This window comes from Rathayibacter sp. AY1H2 (assembly GCF_002931985.1).
GTDB lineage: Bacteria > Actinomycetota > Actinomycetes > Actinomycetales > Microbacteriaceae > Rathayibacter.
On sequence record NZ_PSUV01000003.1, the window covers coordinates 54594 to 80445 of the forward strand.

The following is a 25852-nucleotide window of genomic DNA, read 5'->3' on the forward strand; positions in this document are numbered from 1 at the left end:
CGAAACGGGTCCGCACGAGAGTGGAGCCTCACCGGGCGCCCCGCCCTCCCCTTCATCCCCCTCCCCGAGAGGATCCGCCATGAGCACCGACACCCTGCACGGCACCGCCGACGCCGAGGACGCGCTGAGTCCCCTGCCCGACTCCCGGCGCACCGCCCGGCTCGACGGGCAGTTCTGGATCTGGGCCGGCGCCAACATCGCCCCCATCAACTGGGTGCTCGGCGCCCTCGGCGTGAACATGGGCCTCGGCCTGGCGGACACCGTCACCGTCCTCGTGCTCGGCAACGTGGTCGGGATGGCGGTGTTCGGCTTCTTCGTCCTCCTCGGCCAGCGGACGGGGGCGACCGGGATGCTCGTGGGACGGGCGATCTTCGGACGGCGCGGCAACTACGTCCCGGCCGCGATCCAGGCCGTGGTCGTGATCGGCTGGTGCGCCATCAACACCTGGATCGTCCTCGACCTGGTCATCGCGCTCCTCGGCTCCGTCGGCGTCGTCGACCCGGAGCAGGCGAACGTCGGCTGGAAGATCGCGGTGGCCGCGGTGATCATGGCGGTGCAGGTCGCGATCTCCTTCCTCGGCTACCGCGCGATCGCCGCCTTCGAGCGCTGGACCGTGCCGCCGACCCTCCTGGTGCTGGCGATCATGTCGGTCGTCGCCTGGTTCTTCCTCGACATCGACTGGTCCTACGCCGGCCCCGCGGAGGGCGCGCTCACCGGAGGCGACCGCATCGCGGCCATGTCCATCGTGATGACCGCCATCGGCATCGGCTGGGGCCTCACCTGGCTCGCCTACGCCGGCGACTACTCCCGCTTCGTCGGACCCCGCTCCTCGAAGCGGGGGCTCTACCTCGCCAGCGTCCTCGGCCAGTTCATCCCGGTGGTCTGGCTCGGCGTCCTCGGCGCGACCCTCGCGACGAAGAACGGCTCCGTGGATCCCGGGGAGCTGATCGTCGAGAACTTCGGCGCCCTCGCGATCCCCGTGCTGCTCCTGGTGGTGCACGGTCCGATCGCGACCAACGTCCTCAACATCTACTCGTTCGGCATGGCGACCCAGGCCCTCGACATCAGGCTCGGGCGCCGCGCGCTCAGCCTCATCGTCGGCGTGCTGGCCTTCGCGGCCGCGGTGTTCTTCGTGTTCCAGGACGACCTCGCCACCACGCTCGACGCGTGGCTGGTCGGCCTCGTCGGCTGGGTCGCCCCGTGGGGTGCGATCGTGCTGGTGCACTACACGGTGTTCGAGCCGCGCGTCCGCTCCTTCGGGCACCTGTTCGCCCCCGTCGGCTCGCCGCTGCTGCCGGACGTCCGCTGGCGGGCGCTGCTCTCCTTCGCGATCGGCGCGACCCTGACCTGACTGTTCATGAACGGCTCGGTGCCCGCCCTGCAGGGTCCGGCCGCGACCGCCCTCGGCGGCGTCGACGTCTCGTGGCTCGCGGGCGGAGTCTCGGCCGGCATCGCCTACCTCCTGCTCGGCCGGGACGCTCCCGCCCGGGTCGAGCGCCGGGAGTCGGCCGCGCCGGTCGCCGCGGAGCCCGAGCCCGTCCGCTGCTGAGCCCGAGCCCCTCCGCGGGCCGGCCCCCTCGCGAGCCGGCCCGCCCCGTCCCACCCCGCACCACGAATGGAACCGCCATGCCCCTCTTCCTCTCCGACGCCGCCGTGATCACCATGGACCCGGTCTCGGGCGCCGTCCCGATCACGGCGAGCATCCGCATCGTCGACGAGCTGATCGTCGCGATCGGCCCGGGCCTCGTCCCCGAGCCGGGCGACGAGGTGATCGACGGGCGCGACCGCCTGGTCGTCCCCGGCTTCGTCAACGCCCACACCCACTCGTGGGAGTACCTCTACAAGGGCCGCTACGACAACCTGCCGCTCGAGCTGTGGATGCTGCTGTCGTACCCGATCCTCGGGAACAGCCGCGTCGCTCCGGATCTGGTGCGGCTGCGCTCGTCGCTCTTCGCCCTCGAATCGCTCAAGGCCGGGGTCACGACCCTGGTCGACGACGTGCTCGAGAACCCGGACCAGGATGCTGAGCAGCTCGCCGCGGTCTTCGACGCGTACGACGAGATCGGAGTCCGCGCCAACATCTCGGGCCACGTGATCAGCAGGCCCTTCCACGAGACGATGCCGTTCCTCGAGGAGTACGTGCCCGCGGAGATCCTCGACCAGGCGCGGTCGGCGTCGCGCCCGACGACGGAGGGCTACCTCGCCTTCAGCCGCGAGGCGTTCGCGACCCAGCACGGGAGGGGAGGCGGGCGGCTGCGCTACATGGTCGCCCCGTCCGCTCCTCAGCGGTGCGGGCCCGAGCTGCTCGTGGGGGCGACCGAGCTGGCGCTCGAGCACGGGGCGGAGTGCCACATCCACGTCCTCGAGACGAAGACGCAGCTGGTGACCGGCGAGCTGTCCTACGGCTCGACCCTGGTCGAGTACATGGAGCGGATCGGCGCGCTCTCGCCGAACACGACCTTCGCCCACGGGATCTGGCTCACCGACTCCGACATGGAGCGGATCGCCGCCGCCGGCACGTCCGTCTCGCACAACCCGATCTCGAACCTCAAGCTCGGCTCGGGCATCGCCCCGTGGCGCGCGCTGCACGACGCGGGCGTGAACCTCGGCCTCGGCACCGACGGCTGCTCGAGCAGCGACTCGCCGCGCATGCTCGACGTCGTGAAGGCCGCGGCGCTCCTGCACAAGGTCACGGATCCGGACATCGCCACCTGGCCGACCGTGTCCGAGGTGCTCACCGCCGGCACGATCGGAGGCGCGCGCAGCGCCGTGCTCGACGACGTCACCGGCAGCATCGAGGTCGGCAAGCAGGCCGACCTCGTCGTCTACGACCTCGAGACGCTGAACTTCACCCCGCGCCAGCGGCTCGAGAACCAGCTCGTCTACTCCGAGAACGGCTCGTCGATCGACACCGTGATCGTCGCGGGCCGGATCGTCGTCTCGAAGGGCGTCTCGACCACCGTCGACGAGGCGGCCCTCCGCGCGGATCTCGCCGCGCAGCTGGGGGAGATCGTGGCCTGGCAGGACTCGCTGGACCGCACGAACGGCGTGCTCACCGAGCCGTTCCGGCGGATGTACGAGCGGGCGATGCGGCACGACGCCCCCATCGACCGCTTCAGCGGCCGCCGACTGGTCTGAGGGCGGTCCGGCTCTCGGCGGACGCTCGGCCGACTCCCGGCCCGGCACGCGGACGGGCGGGGGCGCGGCTCCAGTAGGTTGCGCACATGAGGTGGCGAGCGGGAGCGGTGGCGGTGCTCGTCCTCGCGCTCGCCGGGTGCACCGCGCCGGCCGACCCCGAGCCGACGACCGGGCCCACGACCGCCCCCGTCTCCGGGCCGGTGGTCGGCGGCTACGGCGACCTGCACGTCGCGCCCGACGGGTCGATGATGTTCTGCTACTCCGACCCCGACCCGGGATTCACGGGCGTCTGGCGGGAGTGCCAGGACGGGATCGGCACCGTGGGCGTCGACCCGGCCGCGATCGACGCGACCCTCGGGGAGACGGCGACGGCCGATCCGGGCGGGCATCGCTGGGTCGGCGCGGCGGCCGGGAAGCGCACCACCGAGGACGGCACAGACGTCTACACCGTCTTCCTCGCGGGGACCCGCACGGACGACGCCTTCACCGTGACCGCGGTCGGCGAGGGCTCCTACCGCGTGCCGTCCGAGTACCAGGAGCTGCAGCCGGGAGTGCCGGGCGGGTTCCTGGTGCGGCTCGAGCCGATCGGCTGAGCGGGGGCGCCGGCGCGGGCGGAGGAGCCGAGCGGGGTGCAGCGGCCGGGAGGGGCGGAGTCGGCGGACTCGCGCACCCCCCGCCCCTCACAGCGGGCGCGGCCGGTACCGCTCGATCAGCGCGTCGAACAGGCCGTTCATCCGCTCGTCGACCACGCGGCGCGACTCGTCGGCGTCGTACCACTCCACGATCTCGCGGGCGCCGTCGCTGAAGCGCACCGAGGGGGAGTAGGCCGGGACGAGGCGGCGGATCTTCGCGTTGTCGAACACCATCGAGTGCGCCTTGTCGCCGATGATCCCGGCACCGAGCTCGGGGTCGGCCGCGGCGATCGCGTCGGAGGCGACGTGCACGAGGCGTGGCTCGACTCCGGCCGCCGCGGCGAGGTCGCGGTGGATCTCGTCCCAGGTCGGCGTCTCGTCGCCGGTGATGTGGAACGCCTCGCCGATCGCGGCGGAGGCGCCGAGAAGACCGACCAGGCCGACAGCGACGTCGTCGGCGTGCGTGAGCGTCCAGAGCGAGGTGCCGTCGCCGAGGACGACCACCTCCTGGCCGCGGCGCATCCGGTCGACGACGGTCCAGCCTCCGTCGACGGGCAGCGCGGTCCGGTCGTAGGTGTGCGAGGGGCGGACGATCGTGACCGGGAAGCCGCTCGCGCGGTACTCGGCCACGAGCAGGTCCTCGCACGCGATCTTGTCGCGGGAGTACTGCCAGTAGGGGTTCCGGAGCGGAGTCGACTCGGTGACCGGGAGGCTGCGCGGCGGCTTCTGGTAGGCCGAGGCCGAGCTGATGAAGACGTACTGGCCCGTGCGGCCGGAGAACAGGTCGATGTCCTGCTGCACGTGCTCGGGCGTGAAGGCGACGAAGTCGATCACGGCGTCGAAGCTCCGGTCGCCGAGAGCGGCGGTGACGGAGTCGCGGTCGCGACCGTCGGCCTGCACCTCGCGGACGCCCTCGGGCAGCGGGCGGAGCGACGTCCGCCCCCGGTTCAGCACGGTCAGGTCGTGGCCGAGCCGCAGCGCCTCGCGGACGCAGGCGGCGCTGATGATGCCCGTCCCGCCGATGAACAGCACGCTGAGCGACATGGATCCTCCTCCGGCGGCGCCCGCGGCGGACGCCTCCCGATCCGATTCCCCCACATCGGGGCGCCGCACGCGAGTCCCTTGACCCGGCTACCGCTCGACGGGACGCCGTTGCTCGTCCTCCGGCTCGGGGGCGAGCAGCGCCTCCGGAGCGGCCGCCGCGGTCGGCGCGTCGGGCGCCGTCCGCTGCTCGAGGGAGCGGCCCCAGGCCGTGCCCGCGAGGATCAGCGCGATGCCGAGGAAGCCGACCGGCGCGATCGGATCGCGGGCGAGCGCGACTCCGACGACCGCGGCCCACACCGGCTCGGTGCCCAGCAGCAGGCTGACGCGGGAGGGCGAGGTGCGGCGGACCGCCCACGTCTGCACGAGGAAGCCGAAGACGGTGCAGACCAGGACGAGGTAGAGGAACAGGCCGGCGCCCACGGGGTCGAGCCCCGCGACGTACTCGGGGATCGGCACGCCGACGACGAGCGACGCGGCGCTGAAGACGACGGCGCAGGTGCCGAGCTGCACCGTGGTCAGGCGGAGGGAGTCCATCGGCGCCCGCGCCGAGAGGCGGTGCATCGACGTGACGTGCACGGCCCGCACGACGGCGGCGCCGAGGATCAGCAGGTCGCCGGGGGAGAGCGGGCGGAGGGCGCCGTTGCCCGCGAGCAGCGCGACTCCGACGACCGCCACGAGGCATGCGAGCAGGAAGCGGCCCGGGAGCCGGCGCTTCGAGACGGCGGAGTCGAGGATCGGCGTGATCACGATCGTCAGGCTGATGATGAGGCCCGCGTTGGTGGCGGAGGTGCCGGCGATGCCGTAGGTCTCGAGCGCGAAGATCGTGGCGAGCAGCGCCCCGATGGTCACGCCGACCCGCCACTCCGTCGCGGTGATCCGGTGCCGCCGCGCCGCGACGATCACGGCCAGGCACAGGGCGGCGAGGGTCATCCGCGAGCCGAGCAGCGCCATCACGCTCGAGTCGGTGACGAGCTCCTTCGCCGCGAAGTAGGTCGAGCCCCAGGAGGCGGCGACCACGAGCAGGAGGAGGTCGACCCTGAAGCGGGAGAGGAGAGCGCGCACGGCTCATCGTGGCGGCACGGAGACCCGCAGGACAAGACTGCATCTTCTTCGCCGACGCGTAAGTTGGAACTCATGGAACTCGGACAGCTCAGGGCTCTGCGGGAGCTCGGCGAGCGCGGGAGCATCGCCGCCGTCGCCGCCGCGATGCGGGTGTCCCCCTCCTCCGTCTCGCAGCAGATCAGCGCGCTGCAGCGCCGCACCCCGACGGCGCTGACCTTCCGCGACGGGCGCCGGACCGCGCTGACCCCCGCCGGCCGCGCTCTCGCGGCGGCCGTGGTCGAGGTGGAGGTGGCGCTCGAGCGCGCGGCCCGGGCGGTCGCGGACTTCGAGGGGGAGCCGAGCGGCACGGTCTCGGTCGCCGCGTTCCACAGCGCGGGGCTGGCGATGTTCGGCCCGCTGCTGGAGGCGCTGCGCGCACCGGGTCGGCCGGGCGTCGCGCTCGCCGACTTCGACGTGGCGCAGAGCGCCTTCGCCGGGCTGACCGCGGACCACGACCTGGTCGTCGCGCACCGGCTCGCCGGCAGCGCCGAGTGGCCCGGGACCGTGCGGTCGACGCCCCTCCTCTTCGAGCCGCTCGACCTCGCGCTGCGGCGCGATCATCCGCTCGCCGCGAAGGACGTCGTCCGCCCCGCCGACCTCCGCGACGAGGAGTGGGTCGCGGTGCACGAGGGCTTCCCCCTGGAGCGGGCGATCGACGCCATCGCGGTCCTCGCGGGCGGCGACGCGCGCATCCCGCACCGGATCAACGACTTCCTGGTCGCGGCGGCGGTCGTGTCGGCGGGCGACGGCGTCGCGCTGCTGCCGCGGTACACGACCGACCTGCGGCGCACGCCGGAGGTGGTGCTGCGGCCGCTCGGGATCCCGGGGCTCGGCCGCCACATCGACTGCCTCGCCCGGCCCGAGACGCTGGAGCGCTCGGCCGTGCGGGCCGTGCTCGAGCAGCTGACCGGGATCGCCGCGGGGCTCGCCGCCGCGCCGTAGCATCGTGCCGTGCACCGCCTGATCGAGACCACGGCCGGAGACCCGGCAGCCACGGACCTCTTCGCCCTGCAGGAGGCCGACCTCCTCGCCCGCTACGGCGGCGACGACACCGGTCCGCGCCCTCCCGCCGACGCTCCGACCCTGCTGCTCGAGGTCGACGGCGGGCTCGTCGGCTGCGTGGCGCTCGCGGTCGAGGACGGGATCGGCGAGATCAAGCGGATGTTCGTGGTGAGCGCCGCGCGGGGCCGCGGGCTCAGCCGCGTGCTGCTCGCCGGCGTCGAGCGGCTGGCGGCCCGCGAGGGCGTGGATCTGCTCCGACTGGTCACCGGCACGGAGCAGCCGGAGGCGATGGCGCTCTACGCGAGCGCCGGCTACGACCCGATCGCGGGCTACGGCTACTGGGGCGACGAGCCGAGCGCCCGCTGCTACGCGAAGCGGCTCGACCGCGAGGCGCTGCTCGCCGACGCGGGCTGACCCCGGGCTGGCGCTGGGCTGATGCCGGGCTGATGCTGGGCTGATGCCGGGCTGATGCCGGGCTGATGCCGGGCTGGCCGTTCGGCCGTCGGGGCGTGACGCCGGGCTGACGCCGGGCTGCCCGTTCGGCCGTCGCGGGCCGGCGACGGACTGACGTCGGGTTCTGCGCTCGGCCGTCGCGGGCTCTCCGGGCCGCTCGGTCCGGGGTGCTCGCGAGTCGGGCCGCCCGCTCGGAGGGTCCGGATCGGCGAGTCCGACGGGGCATCTGCGACGTCGTGCACGACTGGTCGGCGGTGCGGAGAAGCTGCTGAGGATGAGGCGCGGGAGGCGCGGCGCGCCGCCTCAGGGCAGGTTCGCGCCAGAGCGGCCTCGAGCGGCGTGCCCCGTCGCGGAGCAGGCGACTCTGTCGGAGCGGCACGGGCATCCTCCCGCGCCTCTCACCCGACTCTGCCCCCGATACCCAGGGGTGCACGATGACAGAAGGACTCCGATGCAGAACGAAGACACCAGCACGCCGACCGGCGCCCCCGATCGTCTGACCCAGCGCCGAACCGTGGTGAAGGGCGCCGCATGGGCGATTCCTGTTGTGGCCGCCTCGATCGCCGCTCCGATGGCGTCGGCCTCAACCGCCCCCCAGTGCGCCCTGCAGGACGCGCAGCGCATCGACGCCACCTCGACCACCGCGCTCGCGGCCCGGACGATCCCCGTGCCCGCGGGAACCCAGTGGGTCCGCTTCACGGCGGTCGGCGGAGACGGCGGCGGCGTCCGCACCGGGTCGGACGTCACCAGCGCCGGTGCGCGGGTGACGGGCACCATCCCCGTCGACGCGCTCGGCGGAGCGTCCGAGATCGTCATCACCGCGGGCTCGGGCGGCAGCAACCAGGCCGGCGGCCGGGGGCTCGGCAACGGCGGGGCTCCGGGCACTCCGGGCTACATCGGCTCCGGAGGAGGGGGCGGGGCCAGCGGGATCACCGCCGCGGGCTCCCTGCTCGTCATCGCGGGCGGCGGCGGCGGTAGCGCAGCCGGCTTCACCTCGAACGACTTCACCCGGTCCGCCCGCGTCGGGCCGAACGCGGGGTCCGGCGGCCCCGTCGGCGGCTCCGGCTACGAGAGCGCCGTCTCGCGCGCGGACAGCAGCACCGGCTCCACCGAGCAGGCTCCGAGCACCGGCGGAAGCCAGACCGGGCCGGGGCAGCCCGGTGTGACGACGGTGAACGTGACCGAGTCGGTTCTCGGCAGCCCGGGCTCCGGGCGCGACGGCGGTGCCGGCGCACCGAGGACGAACGCGAGCCGCCAGGTGACCTATGCGTCCGGTGGCGGCGGCGGCGGCTACTTCGGCGGTGCCGGCGGCGGCACCTCCCTGTGGGTGCGCGGTGGCGGCTCCTACGCGGCCAACGCGTCGACGGGCGCAGGAGGCAGCAGCTTCGCCGCGTCCGGCGTGACCGTCGAGAACTCCGACGTCGACACCCGTTCGCAGACGATGGGCTACGTGGAGGTCGCCTTCTTCGTCTGCGAGTAGCGCCTGCCCGAAGGCCAGGTGAGCCTCCGTGGTCGCCCGCTCCGGCGTGCGACCACGGAGGCTCGTCGTCGTCACCGTCCGCTCCACGTCGTCCCCGTCCTCCTGATGTCTCAGCACCATATCAGTATGGGGCGAGAGGCGCCAGCCCTCACTCCTCCTGCGGCTCCGCGCCGTCGTGCTGCAGGCGCACCAGGACGCGGCGGAGGTGCATCGCCGCGAGGACGCCGGGCCCGAGGGTCCGGGAGGTCGCGGCGGTCCGCTCGTCGACGACCTGCACGAGGTGCCGGATCGCGCGGGCCGCGCCCCCGATCGCCCGGTGCGCGGCGGGGGAGCCGGCGTCGTCGCGGTCGATCGCGTCGGCGACCGCCCGGCAGGCCTCGCTCAGCGGCGGGCCGAGCGCCGGATCGAACGGGAGCGCGCCCGGCCGCTCCCAGATGGTGTCCGCGAGGGCGCCGCTCAGATCGCGGACGTGGAAGAGGACCGCGTCGAGCGTCTCGAGGCGGAGGTGGTCGGGTCGGGAGTCGCGCCGGTGCAGCAGCGCGCGCGGGTTGCCCTTGCGGCTCTCGTCCGCGTCCGCGAGGGCCGCGCGGACCTCCTCCGCCGTCCGGGCCAGCTCCTCGCCGTTGCGCGCCCACGCCTCGTGCTCGGGCGGCCACGTCTCCTCGAGCGCGGCGGCCAGCTGGCGCAGGTGCTCCGCGAGCTCGCGCCGGAACGCGTCGACCCGGGCGGAGGCCGCCTCGACGGTGAGCCCGGGGGCGACGACCACGTTCACCAGCAGCCCCACCACCACGCCCACCGCCATCTGCACGAGGTAGCCGAGGGAGTAGTCCTCGGCGTCGGCCCCGCCGATGATGAGCACGAAGAGGGCCGCCATCGGCACGTACTCGCGGCCCGCGCCGAACCACCCCGTCCCCGAGAGGACCACGCCGATCCCGACGACGAGCGGGATCGTCCACCAGGTCGGTCCGACGGTGACGACCACGAGGGCGGCGAGCCCGATCCCCGCCGCCAGGCCGAGCAGGGTCTGCAGTCCGGTGCGGACCGAGCCCATCAGGGTCGGGTACATGCTGACCAGGGCGCCGAGCGGCGCGTAGTACGGGTACTGCTCCGCGACTCCGGGAGCGAGCGGCGCGACGGCCCAGGCGATGCCGACCGCCAGCGCCGTCTTGAGAGCGAGCATCAAGCGCGAGCCGGTGACCGCCTCCCGCCAGGCGAGGGCGGCGCGGGACGTCCGGGTGCGGGGCATCCCGGCACCCTAGGCGAGGGGCGCGGCCCGTCTCTCCCCTCTTGACAGCGGCGGCGGAGGCCCGAGCGACGGTGGAGGGCCGAGGGCGGCGGCTCGGGACGGCGGTGCTGATCACGACTCACGACGAACGTCCGATCCGGCCCACGTCGCCTGCGCCGTTCCACGGGGCGCCGCGGATCCTTCCTCCGTGACGAGAGCGACCGCGCGGACCGCAGGCGCCGTGAAGTGATGCCACCCCCGCTCACGGGGGCCGTTGAGTTTGCGCAGACGCCCTGTTACCGTGAACAAACCGTGCAGCTGGCGGCGTCGGAGGCCTCGAGGTGGAGGTCGCGCCGGATCCTGCGAGTCACGGCGAGTTCTTCTCCGAGGTCCACCGGGCCTCTCCCCTTGGCGCCCTCCGGCGCCTCTCCGCAGCCCCCCAGCCCCCGGGGGCGCGCCGCTCACGGTGCGCCTCCGGGCCCCACGCCGCCCCTTGACGATGGAGTCACGATGACGACCGCATCGACGCCCGTCGACGCCGAGCTCCCCCGATCCGCGGGGCTCCGGCGCCACCACACGGCCGGGCTGCTGATCCTCCTCGCCGCGGTGGCTCCGCTGCCCTACACCGCCGCCTCCCCGGCCGTCGCCCTCGGCGAGCCGACCTCCACCGACCCGATCGCGCCGGACACCGCCGACCCCGCGATCGAGTTCCACGACGGCGACTGCTCCATGGTCGCGACAGCCCGGGCAACCCCGTCGTGATGCGGAGGGCGCCCACCCTCGCGGCACTCGGCACCACCGCCCCGACCACCGGGTACACCGACATGAACCCCGGCGGCTGATCCCTCGTGCCGGTCGAGCGGCTGCCCCTCTCTGCCTGTCGAGCAGCCGCCCAGCGGCGTATCGAGCCCCTCGTGCTTCGCACACAGGTTCCGACACGCCCCTGACGGCGCTGCTCGACCGAGCAGGGCTCGGCACCCCGAGATCCTCTCCCCCTCCCCGAACCGCACCACTCCACCGAAGGAGCACCATGCCCCCCACCACCACACCCGCGCGGCGAGCGCCGCTGCGCGCAGCGCTCGCCGCGCTCGGCCTCGGAGCAGTGCTGCTCTCGGGCCTCGTCGCCCCGGCTCCGGCCGCGCAGGCGGCCGATGCCGTGATCCCGCAGCAGGGCCTCCTCGCCGACTACCGGTTCACGCAGACCACCGGCAGCACGGTCCCGAACACCGTGAGCGGAGGCGTGGGAGCCGCCACCGTCCGCAACGCGACCGACGCGCTCTGGACCGGCACGTCGCTCCGCCTCACCGGCGGCCCCAAGAGCAGCACCACCGCCCCCTGGGTGCAGCTGCCCGCGAACCTGCTGACCGGTCGCTCGTCGGCCACCGTCACGATCGAGACCCGCGCCGACGCGTCGATGCTCTCGAACTTCCACTTCCTGTGGAACATCGGCAGCGACAGCACGAACCAGTACTGGTTCGCGTCCGTCCGCGACCGGGTGCGCACCGCGATCACGACCAGCGGAGGGAACGGCGAGAACAACGCCCGCAGCGCCTCCGCCCTGACCGCCGACCGCTGGTACAGCCTCACCTCGGTGATCGACGGCAGCGCCGGCACGATCTCGTTCTTCGTCGACGGCGTCCAGGTCGCCTCGGCGCCCACCGCTCTGCGCCCCTCGTCGGTGGCGGACCAGTCGCTGAACACGATCGGCCGCGCACCGTACCCCGACCCGTTCTACACGGGCGAGGTCTCGGCGTTCCGCGTCTACGACCGCGCGCTCACCGGGGCGGAGGTGGTGGCCGTGTCGAGCGTCGACGCGAAGCCTCACGCCTCCACGTTCTCCCCGATCGCCGCCGCCGTGCTGGCCGGGGTCGCCCCGCTCACCGTCGACGACTCGACCACGAACCTGCCCGACTACGGGGGAGCGGTGACCTGGTCCTCCAGCGACCCGACCCTGCGCGTCTCGGCCGACGGCCGCACCCTCAGCGCCGACCGCCCCGCCGTGGGCCAGGCCGCGCGCGCCTCGACGCTCACCGCGACGGCGTCGATCCGCGGAATCGTGCAGACCCGCTCGATCGCCGTGACGGTCGAGCCGCAGGTCGGCGTCGACACCCCCTACGGCTACATGATGGTCCACTTCGTCGAGGACTCCCAGGGCTACGCCGAGAAGATCTACCTCGACGTCTCCCGCGGCGACGACCCGGAGAAGTGGGACCCGCTCAACGGCGCGAAGCCGATCCTGGCCTCCGACCTCGGCACCACCGGTGTCCGCGACCCGTACCTGACCTACAACCCCGACACGAAGAAGTACTACATCATCGCCACGGACCTCCGCGTCTTCGGCGGCGACCGGGGCCCCAGCACCTGCGACACCTGGTGCTACTGGACCACCAAGGGCAGCACGAAGATGAACGTCTGGGAGTCGAGCGACCTCGTGTCGTGGAGCGACGTCCGCCAGTTCGACGTGGCGCTCGACGCCGCGGGGACGAAGAAGCTCGAGGCCGGCATGATGTGGGCTCCCGAGGCCACGTGGGTGCCGGACTACGCGGGACCCGGCAAGGGCGCGTTCGTCGTCTACTGGTCCTCGACGGTCTACCCGACCGCGGCGCACACGCCGGGCACCGGATCCTCCCGCGTGCTCTGGGGAGCGACCACGGACTTCACGCAGGCCACCTACTCCTACGGCGGCACCTTCATCGACACCGGGGCCGACACGATCGACACCACGCTGATCCAGGACTCCGGCACGACCTACCGGATCTCGAAGGACAACGGCACCGGCAAGGGCATCTACATGGAGTCGACCACCTCGGCGACCTGGTGGCTGCCGACGACCTCGTGGACGCAGATCCAGTCGCGCATCGGCGCGGTGTGGTCCGGCGGCAACCCCGGTGGGGTCGAGGGCCCCGCGGTGTTCAAGGACCACGGCGAGGACACCTGGTACCTGTACGTCGACGTGATCCCCGCGACCGGCTACAAGCCGATGGTGACGAACGACCTCGACACGGGCTGGACCCAGCTCACCGACCCGGGCTTCTCGCTCGCCTCGTCGACCAAGCACGGCGGCATCGTCTCGCTGACCGCGGGGCAGTACGCCGAGGTCCGCTCGGCCGACGCCGCCTCCGCGGTCCGCTCGGACCTCGGCGAGGTGACGGTCGCCTCCGGCACCGACGCCGCGGCGGCTCTGCCCGCCCGCGCCGACGTCGTGCTCGCCTACAACCGGGGCACCGCCTCGCAGCCGGTCACCTGGAACACCTCCGCGGTGGCGACGGCGCCCGGCCGCTACTCCGTCACCGGAGTCGTCCGCACGATCGGTGCGAACGACAACCAGTGGGTGGGCGCGAACGGATCGACGGCCTACAACGCCGCCGACCGTCGGCTCTCGAGCTCCACGGCCGTCACGGTCACCGCGACCGTGGTGGTGACGGCACCGACCTCGACGCTCACCGCGTCCACCCGCTGCGTCGCGGGCAAGGTCGTCCTCACCGGAGTGGTGAAGAACACGGGCGCGACGCCCCTCTCGGTCGTCATCCGCTCGCCGTTCGGCGCCTCGCAGACGCTGACCGCCGCCCCCGGCGCCAGCGCCTCGGCCGCCTTCACCACCCGTCAGGCCTCGGTCCCGGCCGCCTCGCTCACCGCGGGCGCCCTGACCGCGGCCTACCCGGCGCGCACCTGCTGACGCACGCGCGCCGCTGACGCCGAGACGGCCCGCCCCCGCCGAGACACCGCCCCACCGCGGTGCCTCGGCCGGGAGCGGGCCGTCTCGGCGTCGAGCGCCTCGGAGCTCCGCGGCGGCCGCCCCACATCCCGGCACGGCAGGCTGTACGGATGAGCGCGCCTGGAACCACCGACCCCCTCGACCACGTCCGCGTGCGCGGCGCCCGCGAGAACAACCTCCGGAGCATCGACGTCGACGTGCCGCGCGACGCCCTCGTCGCCTTCACGGGGGTCTCCGGATCGGGCAAGAGCTCGCTCGCCTTCGGCACGCTCTACGCGGAGGCGCAGCGCCGCTACTTCGAGTCGGTCGCCCCCTACGCGCGGCGGCTGATCGACCAGGTCGGCGTGCCGGACGTCGACTCGATCGAGGGCCTGCCGCCGGCCGTCGCCCTCCCGCAGCGGCGCTCCGGAGGCTCGGCCCGCTCCACGGTCGGCAGTGCGACGACGCTCTCGAGCGTGGTGCGGATGGTGTTCTCGCGCATCGGCGCCTACCCCGAGGGCGCGCCGATGCTGCTCGCAGAGGACTTCTCGGCCAACACCGTGCAGGGCGCGTGCCCCAGCTGCCACGGCATCGGCCGGGTCTACGACGTCCCCGACGAGCTGATGGTGCCGGACGACTCCCTCTCGATCCGCGACGGGGCGCTCGCCGCCTGGCCGACCGCCTGGCACGGCAAGCAACTGCGCGACAGCCTGATCTCGCTCGGACACGACATCGACGCTCCGTGGCGCGACCTGCCCGCGGAGGACCGCGACTGGATCCTGCACACTCCTGACTCCCCGCAGGTTCCCGTGTGGACCGACCGCTCTCCCGCGGAGGTGCGCGCGGCCGTGGCGGCCGGTGACGAGCCGCGCTACATGAGCACGTTCCTCGGGGTGCGCCGCTACGTGCTCGACACCTTCGCCGGCTCGAAGAGCGCCCGGATGCGCGAGCGCGCGGCCTCGTTCGTCGTCAGCGTCGCCTGCCCGGTGTGCGGCGGCCGGAGGCTGAAGCCCGACGCGCTCGCCGTCACCTTCGAGGGGCTCGACATCACCGAGCTGTCAGCGCTCCCGCTCGAGGAGCTGGTCGTCGTCGCGCGGCGCGTGCTGGAGCCCGGCTGGACCCCGGCCGACGGCGCTCCGCAGACCCGCCTGGCCGCGCAGCGGCTGGTCGAGGACCTCGTCGCCCGCCTCGCGCCGATCGTCGACCTGGGCCTCGGCCACCTCTCGCTCGACCGCTCCACGCCGACGCTCTCCTCGGGGGAGCTCCAGCGGATGCGCCTCGCGACGCAGGTGCTCTCGCGCCTCTTCGGCGTCGTCTTCGTGCTCGACGAGCCGTCCACGGGCCTGCACCCCGCCGACACGGAGGCGCTGCTCGGCATCCTGCGGACCCTGCGGGCGACCGGCAACACCGTCTTCTTCGTCGAGCACTCCCTCGACGTCATCCGCGAGGCCGACTGGATCGTCGACATCGGCCCGGGCGCGGGGTCGGGGGGCGGCACCGTCGTCTACTCCGGCCCGCTCGACGGCCTGCCGGGCGCCCGCGACTCCGTCACCCGCCGCTACCTCTTCCCCGAGGGCGACCCGGCGCCGCTGCGCTCCCGCCGCACCGCGGAGCAGTGGATCGAGCTCGCCGGAGTCTCGCGGCACACCCTCGGCGACCTCTCCGTCGCGTTCCCGGTCGGGGTGCTCACCGCGGTCACCGGCGTCTCCGGATCGGGCAAGTCGACGCTCGTGAACCAGGCGCTGCCCGATCTGCTGCGCGCCTCGCTCCGCGCCGACGTCGCCGAGGACGCGCCGGCCGAGGAGGGCGGGGAGGCGGACCCGCTGCTCGACGCGGCCGCGGCGGCGACCCGCGGCACCGCCTCCGGGCCCGCGGACCGCCTGCGCCGGGTGGCGCAGGTGACCCAGACCCCGATCGGCCGGACCTCGCGCTCGAACGTCGCGACCTACACGGGTCTGTTCGACCGGGTGCGGACGCTCTTCGCGGCCACCCCGGAGGCGAAGCGCCGCCGCTTCTCGGCGAGCCGCTTCTCCTTCAACCTGCCCAGCGGGCGCTGCCCCGTCTGCAAGGGCGAGGGCTCCGTGGAGGTGGAGCTGCTGTTCCTCCCGACCGTCGAGGCGCCCTGCACGGCGTGCGGCGGCACCCGGTACAACGACGAGACCCTCGAGGTCACCCTCGGCGGCCGGACGATCGCCGACGTCCTCGCGCTGAGCGTCGCCGACGCGCGCGAGGCCTTCGCCGAGGACCGCGAGGTCGCCCGCCACCTCGACGCTCTGGTGGACGTGGGGCTCGGCTACGTCTCGCTCGGCCAGCCGGCGCCCGAGCTGTCCGGGGGAGAGGCGCAGCGGGTGAAGCTCGCCTCGGAGCTGCGTCGCGCCCAGCGCGGGGACACGCTCTACCTGCTCGACGAGCCGACGTCGGGCCTGCACCCCGCCGACGCCGACCGCCTGCTCGAGCACCTGCAGCACCTCGTCGACGCGGGCAACACGGTGATCGTCGTCGAGCACGACATGCGCGTCGTCGCCGACGCGGACTGGGTCGTGGACCTCGGCCCGGGGGCGGGCCGGGCCGGCGGCTCGGTGGTCGCGACGGGCACTCCGGAGGAGGTCGCCGAGGCCGCGGGCAGCCGCACCGCTCCGTACCTCCGGGCGGCTCTGGACCGGCGCCGCTGAGCGCTCGAGGACCCTGTCAGTCCTCTCACCGAAACCTCACCGAAAACTATTGTTAACGGTAACATTCGAGGCGGCCCGCCCCCCTGGGCCGGATTTCTCAACGACGAGAGGCCTCACGAATGAGACGACGACTCCCCCTGGCCACCGTGGCGGTGATGGCGCTGACGGCGGGTCTCCTGTCGGTCGGCCCCACGGCCCAGGCCGCCCCCACCACCTCGCTCGACGCCGCGAAGGTGCTCGAGCTCCCGTTCGACGGGTCGCTCGCCGACACCAGCGGTCGTGGTACCGCCCTCGGGATGCAGAAGGGCACCGCCTCCTACGGCACCGGCCTGAACGGCCGGGCGTTCGAGTTCACCGGATCGAACGCGATCTCGCTCGGCACTGCGGCGGCGCTGCAGCCCGCCGACCTCACCGTCTCGTTCTGGTACAAGCCGACCAGCGCGATGACCGGTGAGCAGGTCTTCACCTGGAACAAGACCGCCTACAACTCCGACGGCTGGTACCTCACCTCCGAGGGCGACGGCACTCCGCTCGCCCTCTCGATCGGCCCGTCCGGCGGTCAGCCGTACAAGGTCGCCGTCGAGACCGCCCGCTCCGGCTTCTTCCCCGCGGGGGAGTGGACGCACGTGGTCGCCACGTACGACAAGAGCACCAAGGCCGTCGCCTTCTACCGCAACGGGGTGAAGCAGACCGCCGTCGTCAAGACCGCGCCGTCCTCCTCCGCATCAGGCGTCCTCGGCTCCGAGAGCACCTCGACGAAGACCCTCGGCTTCAACGGCCCCCAGTACAACGGCGCGCACCTGCGCGGCCTGCTCGACGACTACGCGCTCTACAACGGCGTCGCGACCACCACCGACGTCGTCGCCCTGACGAAGGCCGGCAACCCCTCCTTCGACCCCGCGAGCATCGCCCGGGCCGACCTCGAGCTGGTCGCCCCGCCCGCGAGCACCAGCACCGGCTTCACCCTGCCCACCGTCGGCGCGAAGGGGTCCGCCCTCAGCTGGACCTCCTCCGACCCGGCGACCGTCGCGATCAGCGGAGGCACGGCCGCGGTCACGCCGCCCACCGGCTCCGCGACGCAGGTCGTCCTCACCGGCTCCGCCACCTACGGGGGCAGCACCGCGGTCACGAAGACCTACACTCTCCAGGTGCAGCCCCGGGGAGTGAAGACGTCGAACTACCTTCTGGAGGCCGGCCTGTCCGACGTCTCCGTGCAGGACCCCTACCTCGAGAACGGGGAGCAGCAGACCGTCGAGTACCTGCTGAGCCTCGACCCCGAGATGTTCCTCTACTCCTTCTACCGCGAGGCCGGGCTCACGCCGACCACCAGCGGCGGATACGGGGGTTGGGAGCGCGAGAACGGCACCCGGTTCCAGGGCCACTTCTTCGGCCACTACCTCTCGGCGCTCTCGCAGGCCTACGCGACCGAGGAGGACGCGGCCACCAAGGCGGCTCTGCTCGCGAAGCTCACCGCTTCCGTCGACGGTCTGAAGAAGGTCCAGGACGCCTACGCGCTGAAGGACCCCGCGAACGCCGGCTACGTCTCGCCGTTCCCGACCCGCTACCTCCCCTCGGGCGGCGACGGCCTGCTCGTCCCCTTCTACAACCTGCACAAGGTGCTCGCAGGCCTCCTCGACGCCCACGACCAGGCGCCCGACGCCGTCTCGCAGAAGGCGCTCGTCGTCGCCGGCGGCTTCGGCAGCTGGATCACCGCCTGGGCGGGCCGCCAGGCCAACCCCGGGCAGCTCCTGAACACGGAGTACGGCGGAATGAACGAGGCGCTCTACCGCCTGTACGAGACCACGCACGACCCGGCGCACAAGCGCGCGGCCGAGTACTTCGACGAGACCGCGCTGTTCCAGAAGCTCGCGAACAACGAGGACGTCCTCAACGGGCTGCACGCGAACACGACCGTCCCGAAGCTGATCGGCGCGCTGAAGCGCTACCGCGTCTTCACCGACGACCCGGCGCTCTACGCCACGCTCACCGCCGCGGAGAAGTCGGATCTCGACATGTACCGCCGTGCCGCCGAGAACTTCTGGCGCATGGTCGACGAGACCCACACCTACGCCAACGGCGGCAACAGCCAGTCCGAGCACTTCCACGCACCCGGCACCCTGTACGAGTACGCCACGAACGGCCAGACCACCGGCTACGGCGAGAACTCGACCTCCGAGGGCTGCAACATCTACAACATGCTCAAGCTCACCCGGGCGCTGTTCCAGGTGACCGAGGACGTGAAGTACGCCGACTTCTACGAGGAGACGTTCATCAACGGCGTCCTCTCGGTGCAGAACCCGGACACCGGCATGGTGACCTACTTCCAGCCGCAGACCGCGGGCTACGCCAAGGTCTTCGGGCACGAGCTCGACGAGTTCTGGTGCGACCACGGCTCGGGTATCGAGAGCTTCACCAAGCTCGGCGACTCGATCTACTTCGAGAAGCCGAAGACCGTCTTCGTGAACCAGTTCCGCTCCTCGGTCCTCCGCTCCTCCGCGAACAACCTCCGGCTGACCCAGACGGCGGACATCCCGAGCACGGACACGGCGACCCTGAGGGTCGAAGCGCTGGCCGGAGGAGCCGTGGCCGCGGACACGACCCTCAAGCTGCGCGTGCCGTCCTGGATCGACGGAGCGCCGACGCTCACCGTGAACGGTGCCGTCCGTGCCGTCACGGCCCAGGCCGGATACGTCTCGGTCGCCGTCGCCGCCGGTGACGTGCTGACCTGGAAGCTGCCCGCCGCGGTCAGCGCGGTCGCGGACACGGAGAACCCCGACTGGACCGCGTTCCGCTACGGACCGGTGCTGCTGGCGACCGAGCTCAACCGCTCGAACGTCGAGGCGTCCTACGTCGCCGGCGTCCTGGTGCGCATGGGCACGGCCGACAAGTCCGTGAACTCGAACGTCGTCGTCGCGGACTCCGCGGCCTGGAAGTCCGCGGTCCGCGGCAACCTGGTCCGCCTGCCCGACGGCGCGGACGGCAACGGCCGCACGACGATGCGCTTCGGCATGAAGAACGTCGACGCCGCGTCCGCCGCCCGGGTGTTCACTCCGTACTACAGCCTCTACAACGCCCGCTACGCGACCTACATGACCCTGATCGAGCCCGACTCGGCCGCGGCCCAGGCGCTGATCCGGACGCAGAAGGAGCAGCTGCGCGTCGACGAGACGACGATCGACTCCCTCACCTCCTTCGACAACAACAACAGCGAGGCCGACAAGAACTACAAGACCGCGCGGTCCTCGGTGGGGACCTGGCGCGGCGAGGGGTACCGCGACGGCGAGCGCTCGGCGGAGGCGTACTTCCAGTACGACATGATCGTCGACCCGGCTCTGCCGGCGAACTACCTCGGGGTCCGCTACTACGGCGGCGACGCGGGACGCACCTTCGACGTCTACCTCAACGACGTGAAGCTCAAGACCGAGGTGGTCTCGGGAGCGGCCGGAGCGACGAGCTGGTACGTCCAGTACGACCGGATCCCGGCGTCGATCCTCAGCGGTCTCGCCGCGAAGGACAGCTACAAGCGCGACCAGAGCGGGAAGTACGTGCTCGACGCGAAGGGGCAGAAGATCCCCGTCGTCACGGTGCGCTTCCAGGGCACCGGATCCAGCTACGTCGGCGGTGTCTTCGGGGTCTACACGACCGAGTCGACCACCTACGCTGCGGACCCGGAGCTGACGAAGCTCTCCTCCGACGTCGGGACGCTCTCGCCGGCTCTCGCCGCCGGGGTCAGGGACCACACGCTCACGGTGCCGGCCGGCACGACGAGCGTCTCGCTCGACCTGGACCCGGCCGTGCCCAGCGGTCTGGTGAAGGTCGACGGCGTGCTGATCGACGACACCCTCCGCCGCACGGTGCCGCTCGCGGCGTCGGGCACGACGAGCGTGGTCGTCGAGTCGTCGGCGCAGGACCACACGACGACAGCGACCTACCGCCTCTCCATCGTCCGCGCCTCCGCGGCGACGGTACCGACGACCGTGGCGGCCACCAGCCGCTGCGTGGCGGGCAAGGTCGTGGTGACGGTCACCGCTCGGAACGATGCGAAGGTCCCGGCGGGGATCACCCTCGGCTCCGCCTGGGGCTCGAAGGCGTTCACCGGGATCGCTCCCGGGTCGAGCGCCTCGCACGCCTTCACCACCCGCGCCGCCTCGGTGGCCGCGGGCTCGGCGACGGTGACCGCGACGGCGACCGTGGACGGAGCATCGGTGACCACCACGAAGCAGGCCGCGTACTCCGCTCTCACCTGCAAGTGACGTGACGACGACGGCCGCCGGGGATCGCCCCCGGCGGCCGTCGTCGTCAGTCGGAGGTGCGGTAGAGGCCCTGGAGCAGCCCGATGACGTCGCCCAGGAGGGGCGGCGGGTCGCTCCGGATCCACGCGGCGTGCACGGGGACCGGCGGGGCGTCGCGGACGACCCGGTAGGCGAGGCCCTGCCGTCGGTACTGGCTCACCGTCGATTCCGCGGTCACTCCGCGGGCGGAGCCGCTGCTGATCACCGTGAGCCAGTCATCGACGTCGGTCGTCGGGACGGTGATCCGCGGCCGGTCGTGCTCGGGCCAGAGGTCGAGCCGGGTGCTCCCGGTCCGGTCGTCGAGCGCGAGCGGAGCGGTCGCCACCTGGGCGAGCGTGACCGTGCGCTTCGCGGCGAGCGGGTCGTCGACGGACAGGGCGCAGTAGCGCTTCTCGGTGCCGATCAGAGCCGACTCGACGTCCGCAGCCGGAGATCCGCGCCGGAGGATCGCGAGGTCGCTGAGGCCCTCCGCGAGCCCCGCGGTGGGGGTGTTGGAGCGGATCAGCCGCAGCTCGTGGCGGGGGAGCGCCGCGGCCCAGCGGCGCTGGAACTCCTGGGTGTGCTCGCCGAGAGCCGACCAGGCGTAGCCGATCCGGATCGTGTCCGTTCCGGCCGCCGCCTCCTCGCGCAGATCGTCGACGACGGCCAGGACGCGGCGGGCGTGCCGCAGCACCCGCTCGCCCGCCGGCGCGAGCTCGACGCTGCGGGTCGTCCGGTGGAGGAGCCTTCGTCCGAGGACGGACTCGAGCGCCGCGACGTTGCGGGAGACCGCCGTCTGGGAGATGCCGAGGTCGATCCCCGCGTCGGTGAAGGTCCCGGCGTCGACGACGCCGACGAACGACCGGAGGTGGCGCAGTTCCAGATCCATGACCGCATCCTATTCATGCGGTTCCCGCATCGATCGGACCGGTTATGCATTGTGAGCCGGGGCCGGACGGCTCGCAGACTTCCGGCATGACGAAGCAGCTCCCCGGCGACGGACGGACCGTCGGCGTCGCGACCGCCCTCGCGAGCGCCCTCTCGAATCAGCTCGGGGCGGCCTCCGGGACTCTGGCCTTCCCGGTCCTGGGATCCGTCGGAGTGGTCGCCGTCCGGCAGATCGTCGCCGCGCTGATCCTCCTCCCGGTCGTGCGGCCGCGGATCCGCGACCTGACCCGCGCGCAGTGGTGGCCCGTCCTGCTCCTCGCCGTGGTGTTCGGAGCGATGAACCTCACGCTCTACGCGGCCATCGACCGCATCGGGCTGGGGCTGGCGGTGACCCTGGAGTTCTGCGGGCCGCTGGCGGTCGCGCTCCTCGGCTCCCGGAGCAGGACCAGCGCGCTCTGCGCCCTCGTCGCCGGAGCGGGCGTCCTCGCGATCGCCGGGCCGAGGCCCTCGTCCGACCAGCTGGGGATCGCGCTCGGTCTCGCGGCCGCGTGCTGCTGGGCCGCGTACATCCTGCTCAACCGGATCATCGGACTCCGGCTGCCCGGAGCGCAGGGGACCGCCACGGCGACCGGGATCTCCGCCGCCGTCTTCCTGCCCGTCGCCGTCTGGACGCTCGTCACGACGCGCCCCGACGCGGGCACCGTGCTCCTGGCGGTCGGCGCCGGCGTCCTGGCGACGGCCGTCCCGTTCGTGGCCGACGTGATCGCGCTCCGGAGGCTCCCGGCGAGCGTGTTCGGGACGCTCATGAGCGCCAACCCCGTCCTGGCCGCCCTCATCGGCGCGGTCGTGCTCGGGCAGGACGTCGGCGCGGCCGGATGGATCGGCATCGCCCTCATCGTCACCGCGAACGCGGCGGTCCTCCGGCGGGGGCGTCGCGCGCGGTGAGGCCCGGCGGCGGGTCGAGCGAGAGGTGATCCCGTCGAGATGCCGCCGCTGTGCGTTACCTGTTCGTTATGAAAAAGGCGCCTACACGACCAAACCAGGGACACCCTGGGAAACAGCAGGTCGCGGGAGAAAACTCTCCTCCATGAACCAGACAGCGGCACCCGTGCGCGAGCATCGAGCTCTCTACTTCCTGCTCGCCGCCCTCGCGGGCATCGTCACGGGCGGAGTCCTCCTCGCCGTCGCCGAGCTCATCGCCCTCGCGGTCGCCCGCACCGCGAGCCCCGTGCTCGCGCTCGGCGCCTTCATCGTCGACATCGTCCCGCGCCCGCTCAAGGAGTTCGCGATCGAGACGTTCGGCGAGAACGACAAGACCTTCCTGCTCGGCAGCGTGGGCGCCGCGGTCGTCGTCGCCGCCGCGATCGCCGGAGTGCTCCAGCTGGTCCGCCCGCCGCTCGGCCAGGTGCTGCTCGTGATCGCCGGCGGCCTCTCGATCGCCGCCATCGTGACCCGCACCGGAGCGTCGCCGCTCGCCGCTGTGCCCACGCTGGTCGGACTCGTCGTCGCCGTCGTCGTCATGCACCTCCTCTTCACACGCCTGCGCGGCTGGCGCGCGGCCCGGGCCTCGGAGGCCAGGGGAACATCCTCCGAGGCCCGTCCGGGCGCCCTCGAGCGCCGCGGATTCTTCCGCATCGCGCTGATCTCCGCCGTCGGCGCGGCCGTCGTCGGCACCGGAGCCCGCCTGGTCAACGCGGCCACCTCCTCCCTCGCCGGCGTCCGCGACGCCCTGCGCCTGCCGTCCCCGGGCAGCACCGTCTCGGTCCCGGCGGGCGCCGAGCTCGACATCGAGGGCATCACCCCGCTCTACACGCCGAACGCCGACTTCTACCGAGTCGACACCGCCCTCACCGTGCCCAACCTGGACCCGTCGGCCTGGTCGCTGAAGATCACCGGCATGGTCGACCGCGAGGTGACGCTGAACCTCCAGCAGATCTTCGACATGGGCCTCGACGAGTACGGCATCACCCTCACCTGCGTCTCGAACCAGGTCGGCGGCAACCTCGTCGGCAACGCCAAGTGGCTCGGCGTCCCCCTGCGCGACGTGCTGAAGATGGCCGGCGTGCAGAGCGGAGCCGACATGCTCCTCTCCACCAGCAGCGACGGCTACACGGCGTCCACCCCGATCACCGCGGTCACGGACGAGAACCTCGACGCGATCCTCGCCGTCGGCATGAACGGCGAGCCCCTCCCGTTCGAGCACGGCTTCCCAGTGCGGATGATCGTGCCCGGCCTCTACGGCTACGTCTCGGCCACCAAGTGGCTCACCGAGCTCAAGGTCACCACCTTCGAGGCCGACCAGGCCTACTGGACCCCGCGCGGCTACTCCGCCGAGGCCCCCATCAAGATGTCCTCGCGGATCGACACCCCGCGGATCGGCGTCCCCGTCACCTCGGGCGCTCTCAAGATCGCGGGCGTCGCCTGGGCGCAGAGCATCGGCATCGAGAAGGTCGAGGTGAGCATCGACAACGGCGACTGGCAGGAGGCGACGCTCTCGACCCCGGTCAACCTCGACACCTGGGTGCAGTGGTTCGTCGACTGGGACGCCCAGCCCGGCTCGCACTACGTCGCGGTCCGCGCGGTCGACAAGAACGGCATGGTCCAGATCGAGGACCGCGCGCCGGTCGCGCCCGACGGATCCTCCGGCTGGCAGCGCACGCTCATCAACGTCACCTGACGCCCTGCGGAGGCGCCGATCCCCGGGGGTCGGCGCCTCCGGTGCGTCCGGCGTCCGTCGCGACGACGCCCCCGCAGTGCGGACGGCCCTGACGCGACGTCGCCTTGGCGGCAGACACCGCGGCACGTCCCGGCCCGGCGCGCAAGCCTCCGCGGCGGCGCGGCCCGCGAGGAGGCGCCGCTCTAGCCTTCGAGGATGCGCTCCCGGCTCCTCCATCTCCGCGAATCCTTCTGGTTCCTCCCGGCGCTGTTCGGCGTCCTCGCCGTCGGGCTGGCGCTGGGGCTGGTCGAGGTCGACCATCTGCTGGTCCGCGCCGGCGTCAGCGACATCCCCCTGATCGAGGACCTGTCGCCGACCGGCGGCCGGGCGATCCTCTCGGCGATCGGCGGGACGATGCTGGGCGTCGCCGCGACCTCGTTCTCGATCACGATCTCGGTGCTGGCGACCACGTCCTCCGCCTACGGGCCCCGGCTGGTCCGCAACTTCATGGCCGACCGCGGCAACCAGGTCGTCCTGGCGGTGCTCACGTCCACGTTCCTGTACTCGCTGATCGTGCTACGCGCGGTGCACACCGAGGAGGACGCGTCGCTGACGTTCGTGCCGGTGGTGGCCGTCTCGTTCTCGGTGCTGCTCGCGGTGGGCGACGTCGCGGTGCTCGTCTACTTCATCCACCACATCGCGCTGTCGGTGCAGGTGACGACGCTGCAGCAGCGGGTGCTCGGCGAGCTCGTCGACGTGATCGAGCGACTGCATCCGGAGGACGGTGAGGAGCCGGTGGACGCGGAGGAGGCCCTGCTCGCGGAGGAGGCCCTGCCGCCGGCGGGGCGCGAGCCGGTCGTCCTGCGGGCGGTGCGGGGCGGCTACGTCGAGCAGCTCGAGGTCGAGCGGCTGGTCGCCCTGGCCCGCCGCGGCGACGCGCGGCTCCGGGTGCTCGCGCTGCCCGGCGACCACGTCCTCGTCGGCGACCCGGTGCTCGAGGTCCGGGAGGGGTCCGTCGCCCAGGAGGAGGCGGTCGCCGCGGTCGTCGTCGCCGACGCGCGCACCCCGCACCAGGACCTCCGCTACGCCGTCCAGCAGGTGGTCGAGATCGGAGTCCGCGGGCTCGCGACCGGCACCAACGACCCGTACACCGCGGTCGGCGCCGTCGAGGCCCTGACCAGCGCGCTCGTCGACCTCTGCGGCCGGCCGGAGGCGCGCGGCCGCTACTCCGACGCCGACGGAGTCGTCCGCCTGGTCGTCCCGTGGCCTCGAGCGGGCGAGCTTCTGGCCGACGTGTTCCTCGCCCTGCGCTCGTACGCGATGGAGCAGCCGCTCGTCGTCCGCGCCGGCGTGCGCCTCGCCGAGCGGCTCGCGGTCGTCGCCCGCGGCGGGACCCGCGTCGAGCTGCACCGCCAGGTCCAGGCGTTCGCCGCCGCGCACGCCGCCGCCGACGGCGACGCCCTCGAGGCGCCGGCCCTGCGCGCGTCGCTCGCCGCGCTCGAGGCGCGTCTCGCGGCCTGACGCTCGGCCTGCCCGGCGCTCCAGGAAGCCACGCCGCCCGAGGAGTGCTCGAATCGATTCGAGTAGGCTCGGCGC

Annotated in this window: 18 protein-coding genes; 14 read left to right on the forward strand and 4 right to left on the reverse strand. The window is 72.9% G+C overall.

What is annotated here, in order from left to right:
- Positions 1-79: 79 nt before the first annotated feature.
- From C5C29_RS03885 to C5C29_RS03895, 4 genes are all read left to right on the forward strand, one after another.
- Positions 80-1351: a purine-cytosine permease family protein gene (locus C5C29_RS03885; protein WP_374953984.1), complete on the forward strand. Its 1272-nt coding sequence runs from the start codon at positions 80-82 to the stop codon at positions 1349-1351.
- A gap of 6 nt (positions 1352-1357) precedes the next feature.
- A complete protein-coding gene (locus tag C5C29_RS17635; protein ID WP_374953985.1) occupies positions 1358-1549 on the forward strand; it encodes a hypothetical protein in 192 nt (63 codons plus the stop codon).
- 77 nt (positions 1550-1626) lie between these two features.
- Positions 1627-3138, forward strand: coding sequence for an amidohydrolase family protein (locus C5C29_RS03890; RefSeq protein ID WP_104307972.1), 1512 nt, complete (start codon positions 1627-1629; stop codon positions 3136-3138).
- A gap of 86 nt (positions 3139-3224) precedes the next feature.
- The gene (locus C5C29_RS03895) at positions 3225-3731 is read left to right on the forward strand and encodes a hypothetical protein (protein WP_146083452.1); all 507 of its coding nucleotides are present in this window, start codon (positions 3225-3227) and stop codon (positions 3729-3731) included.
- Positions 3732-3818: 87 nt separating this feature from the next.
- Here the strand turns inward: C5C29_RS03895 and C5C29_RS03900 are convergent, their stop codons facing one another.
- Together C5C29_RS03900 and C5C29_RS03905 are read right to left on the reverse strand one after the other, a co-directional pair.
- Positions 3819-4814: an SDR family oxidoreductase gene (locus tag C5C29_RS03900; RefSeq protein WP_104307973.1), complete on the reverse strand. Its 996-nt coding sequence runs from the start codon at positions 4812-4814 to the stop codon at positions 3819-3821.
- A gap of 87 nt (positions 4815-4901) precedes the next feature.
- A complete protein-coding gene (locus C5C29_RS03905) occupies positions 4902-5876 on the reverse strand; it encodes a DMT family transporter (RefSeq protein WP_219813762.1) in 975 nt (324 codons plus the stop codon).
- Positions 5877-5948: 72 nt separating this feature from the next.
- Between C5C29_RS03905 and C5C29_RS03910 the strand changes: the two genes are divergently transcribed.
- From C5C29_RS03910 to C5C29_RS03920, 3 genes are all read left to right on the forward strand, one after another.
- Positions 5949-6857, forward strand: coding sequence for a LysR family transcriptional regulator (locus tag C5C29_RS03910; protein WP_104222489.1), 909 nt, complete (start codon positions 5949-5951; stop codon positions 6855-6857).
- A 9-nt stretch (positions 6858-6866) separates the two neighbouring features.
- Positions 6867-7331, forward strand: a complete 465-nt coding sequence (locus tag C5C29_RS03915; protein ID WP_104307974.1) for a GNAT family N-acetyltransferase — start codon at positions 6867-6869, stop codon at positions 7329-7331.
- A gap of 490 nt (positions 7332-7821) precedes the next feature.
- Positions 7822-8850 (forward strand): hypothetical protein, encoded by a 1029-nt coding sequence (locus C5C29_RS03920; RefSeq protein ID WP_146083453.1) that lies wholly within the window; start codon positions 7822-7824, stop codon positions 8848-8850.
- Positions 8851-8998: 148 nt separating this feature from the next.
- On the opposite strand, the gene C5C29_RS03925 is transcribed toward C5C29_RS03920, so the two are convergent.
- Positions 8999-10096 (reverse strand): aromatic acid exporter family protein, encoded by a 1098-nt coding sequence (locus C5C29_RS03925; protein ID WP_104307976.1) that lies wholly within the window; start codon positions 10094-10096, stop codon positions 8999-9001.
- A 489-nt stretch (positions 10097-10585) separates the two neighbouring features.
- On the opposite strand from C5C29_RS03925, the gene C5C29_RS03930 reads away from it, so the two are divergent.
- The 4 genes from C5C29_RS03930 to C5C29_RS03945 all read left to right on the forward strand — a co-directional run bounded on the left by C5C29_RS03930 (position 10586) and on the right by C5C29_RS03945 (position 20694).
- A complete protein-coding gene (locus C5C29_RS03930) occupies positions 10586-10837 on the forward strand; it encodes a hypothetical protein (RefSeq protein WP_104263513.1) in 252 nt (83 codons plus the stop codon).
- A gap of 268 nt (positions 10838-11105) precedes the next feature.
- A complete protein-coding gene (locus C5C29_RS03935) occupies positions 11106-13751 on the forward strand; it encodes a LamG-like jellyroll fold domain-containing protein (protein WP_104307977.1) in 2646 nt (881 codons plus the stop codon).
- Between the two features lie 149 nt (positions 13752-13900).
- Entirely contained in the window at positions 13901-16441 is a 2541-nt protein-coding gene (locus C5C29_RS03940; RefSeq protein ID WP_104307978.1) for an excinuclease ABC subunit UvrA, read from the forward strand.
- 119 nt (positions 16442-16560) lie between these two features.
- A complete protein-coding gene (locus C5C29_RS03945) occupies positions 16561-20694 on the forward strand; it encodes a beta-L-arabinofuranosidase domain-containing protein (protein WP_104292559.1) in 4134 nt (1377 codons plus the stop codon).
- Positions 20695-20740: 46 nt separating this feature from the next.
- Here the strand turns inward: C5C29_RS03945 and C5C29_RS03950 are convergent, their stop codons facing one another.
- Positions 20741-21601, reverse strand: coding sequence for a LysR family transcriptional regulator (locus tag C5C29_RS03950; protein WP_104222432.1), 861 nt, complete (start codon positions 21599-21601; stop codon positions 20741-20743).
- Positions 21602-21687: 86 nt separating this feature from the next.
- Between C5C29_RS03950 and C5C29_RS03955 the strand changes: the two genes are divergently transcribed.
- The 3 genes from C5C29_RS03955 to C5C29_RS03965 all read left to right on the forward strand — a co-directional run bounded on the left by C5C29_RS03955 (position 21688) and on the right by C5C29_RS03965 (position 25777).
- On the forward strand, positions 21688-22545 hold the full coding sequence (locus C5C29_RS03955) for a DMT family transporter (RefSeq protein ID WP_104222433.1): 858 nt from the start codon (positions 21688-21690) through the stop codon (positions 22543-22545).
- 142 nt (positions 22546-22687) lie between these two features.
- A complete protein-coding gene (locus C5C29_RS03960) occupies positions 22688-24277 on the forward strand; it encodes a molybdopterin-dependent oxidoreductase (RefSeq protein WP_104222434.1) in 1590 nt (529 codons plus the stop codon).
- Positions 24278-24472: 195 nt separating this feature from the next.
- Positions 24473-25777 (forward strand): DUF2254 domain-containing protein, encoded by a 1305-nt coding sequence (locus C5C29_RS03965; RefSeq protein WP_104222435.1) that lies wholly within the window; start codon positions 24473-24475, stop codon positions 25775-25777.
- The last annotated feature ends 75 nt before the right edge of the window (positions 25778-25852 follow it).

Bases quoted from the DNA above. Each gene is read 5' to 3' on its own strand.
- C5C29_RS03885 (WP_374953984.1), top strand. From the start codon at position 80: ATGAGCACCGACACCCTGCACGGCACCGCCGACGCCGAGGACGCGCTG.
- C5C29_RS17635 (WP_374953985.1), top strand. From the start codon at position 1,358: ATGAACGGCTCGGTGCCCGCCCTGCAGGGTCCGGCCGCGACCGCCCTC.
- C5C29_RS03890 (WP_104307972.1), top strand. From the start codon at position 1,627: ATGCCCCTCTTCCTCTCCGACGCCGCCGTGATCACCATGGACCCGGTC.
- C5C29_RS03895 (WP_146083452.1), top strand. From the start codon at position 3,225: ATGAGGTGGCGAGCGGGAGCGGTGGCGGTGCTCGTCCTCGCGCTCGCC.
- C5C29_RS03900 (WP_104307973.1), bottom strand. From the start codon at position 4,814: ATGTCGCTCAGCGTGCTGTTCATCGGCGGGACGGGCATCATCAGCGCC.
- C5C29_RS03910 (WP_104222489.1), top strand. From the start codon at position 5,949: ATGGAACTCGGACAGCTCAGGGCTCTGCGGGAGCTCGGCGAGCGCGGG.
- C5C29_RS03920 (WP_146083453.1), top strand. From the start codon at position 7,822: ATGCAGAACGAAGACACCAGCACGCCGACCGGCGCCCCCGATCGTCTG.
- C5C29_RS03925 (WP_104307976.1), bottom strand. From the start codon at position 10,096: ATGCCCCGCACCCGGACGTCCCGCGCCGCCCTCGCCTGGCGGGAGGCG.
- C5C29_RS03930 (WP_104263513.1), top strand. From the start codon at position 10,586: ATGACGACCGCATCGACGCCCGTCGACGCCGAGCTCCCCCGATCCGCG.
- C5C29_RS03935 (WP_104307977.1), top strand. From the start codon at position 11,106: ATGCCCCCCACCACCACACCCGCGCGGCGAGCGCCGCTGCGCGCAGCG.
- C5C29_RS03940 (WP_104307978.1), top strand. From the start codon at position 13,901: ATGAGCGCGCCTGGAACCACCGACCCCCTCGACCACGTCCGCGTGCGC.
- C5C29_RS03945 (WP_104292559.1), top strand. From the start codon at position 16,561: ATGAGACGACGACTCCCCCTGGCCACCGTGGCGGTGATGGCGCTGACG.
- C5C29_RS03950 (WP_104222432.1), bottom strand. From the start codon at position 21,601: ATGGATCTGGAACTGCGCCACCTCCGGTCGTTCGTCGGCGTCGTCGAC.
- C5C29_RS03955 (WP_104222433.1), top strand. From the start codon at position 21,688: ATGACGAAGCAGCTCCCCGGCGACGGACGGACCGTCGGCGTCGCGACC.
- C5C29_RS03960 (WP_104222434.1), top strand. From the start codon at position 22,688: ATGAACCAGACAGCGGCACCCGTGCGCGAGCATCGAGCTCTCTACTTC.
- C5C29_RS03965 (WP_104222435.1), top strand. From the start codon at position 24,473: ATGCGCTCCCGGCTCCTCCATCTCCGCGAATCCTTCTGGTTCCTCCCG.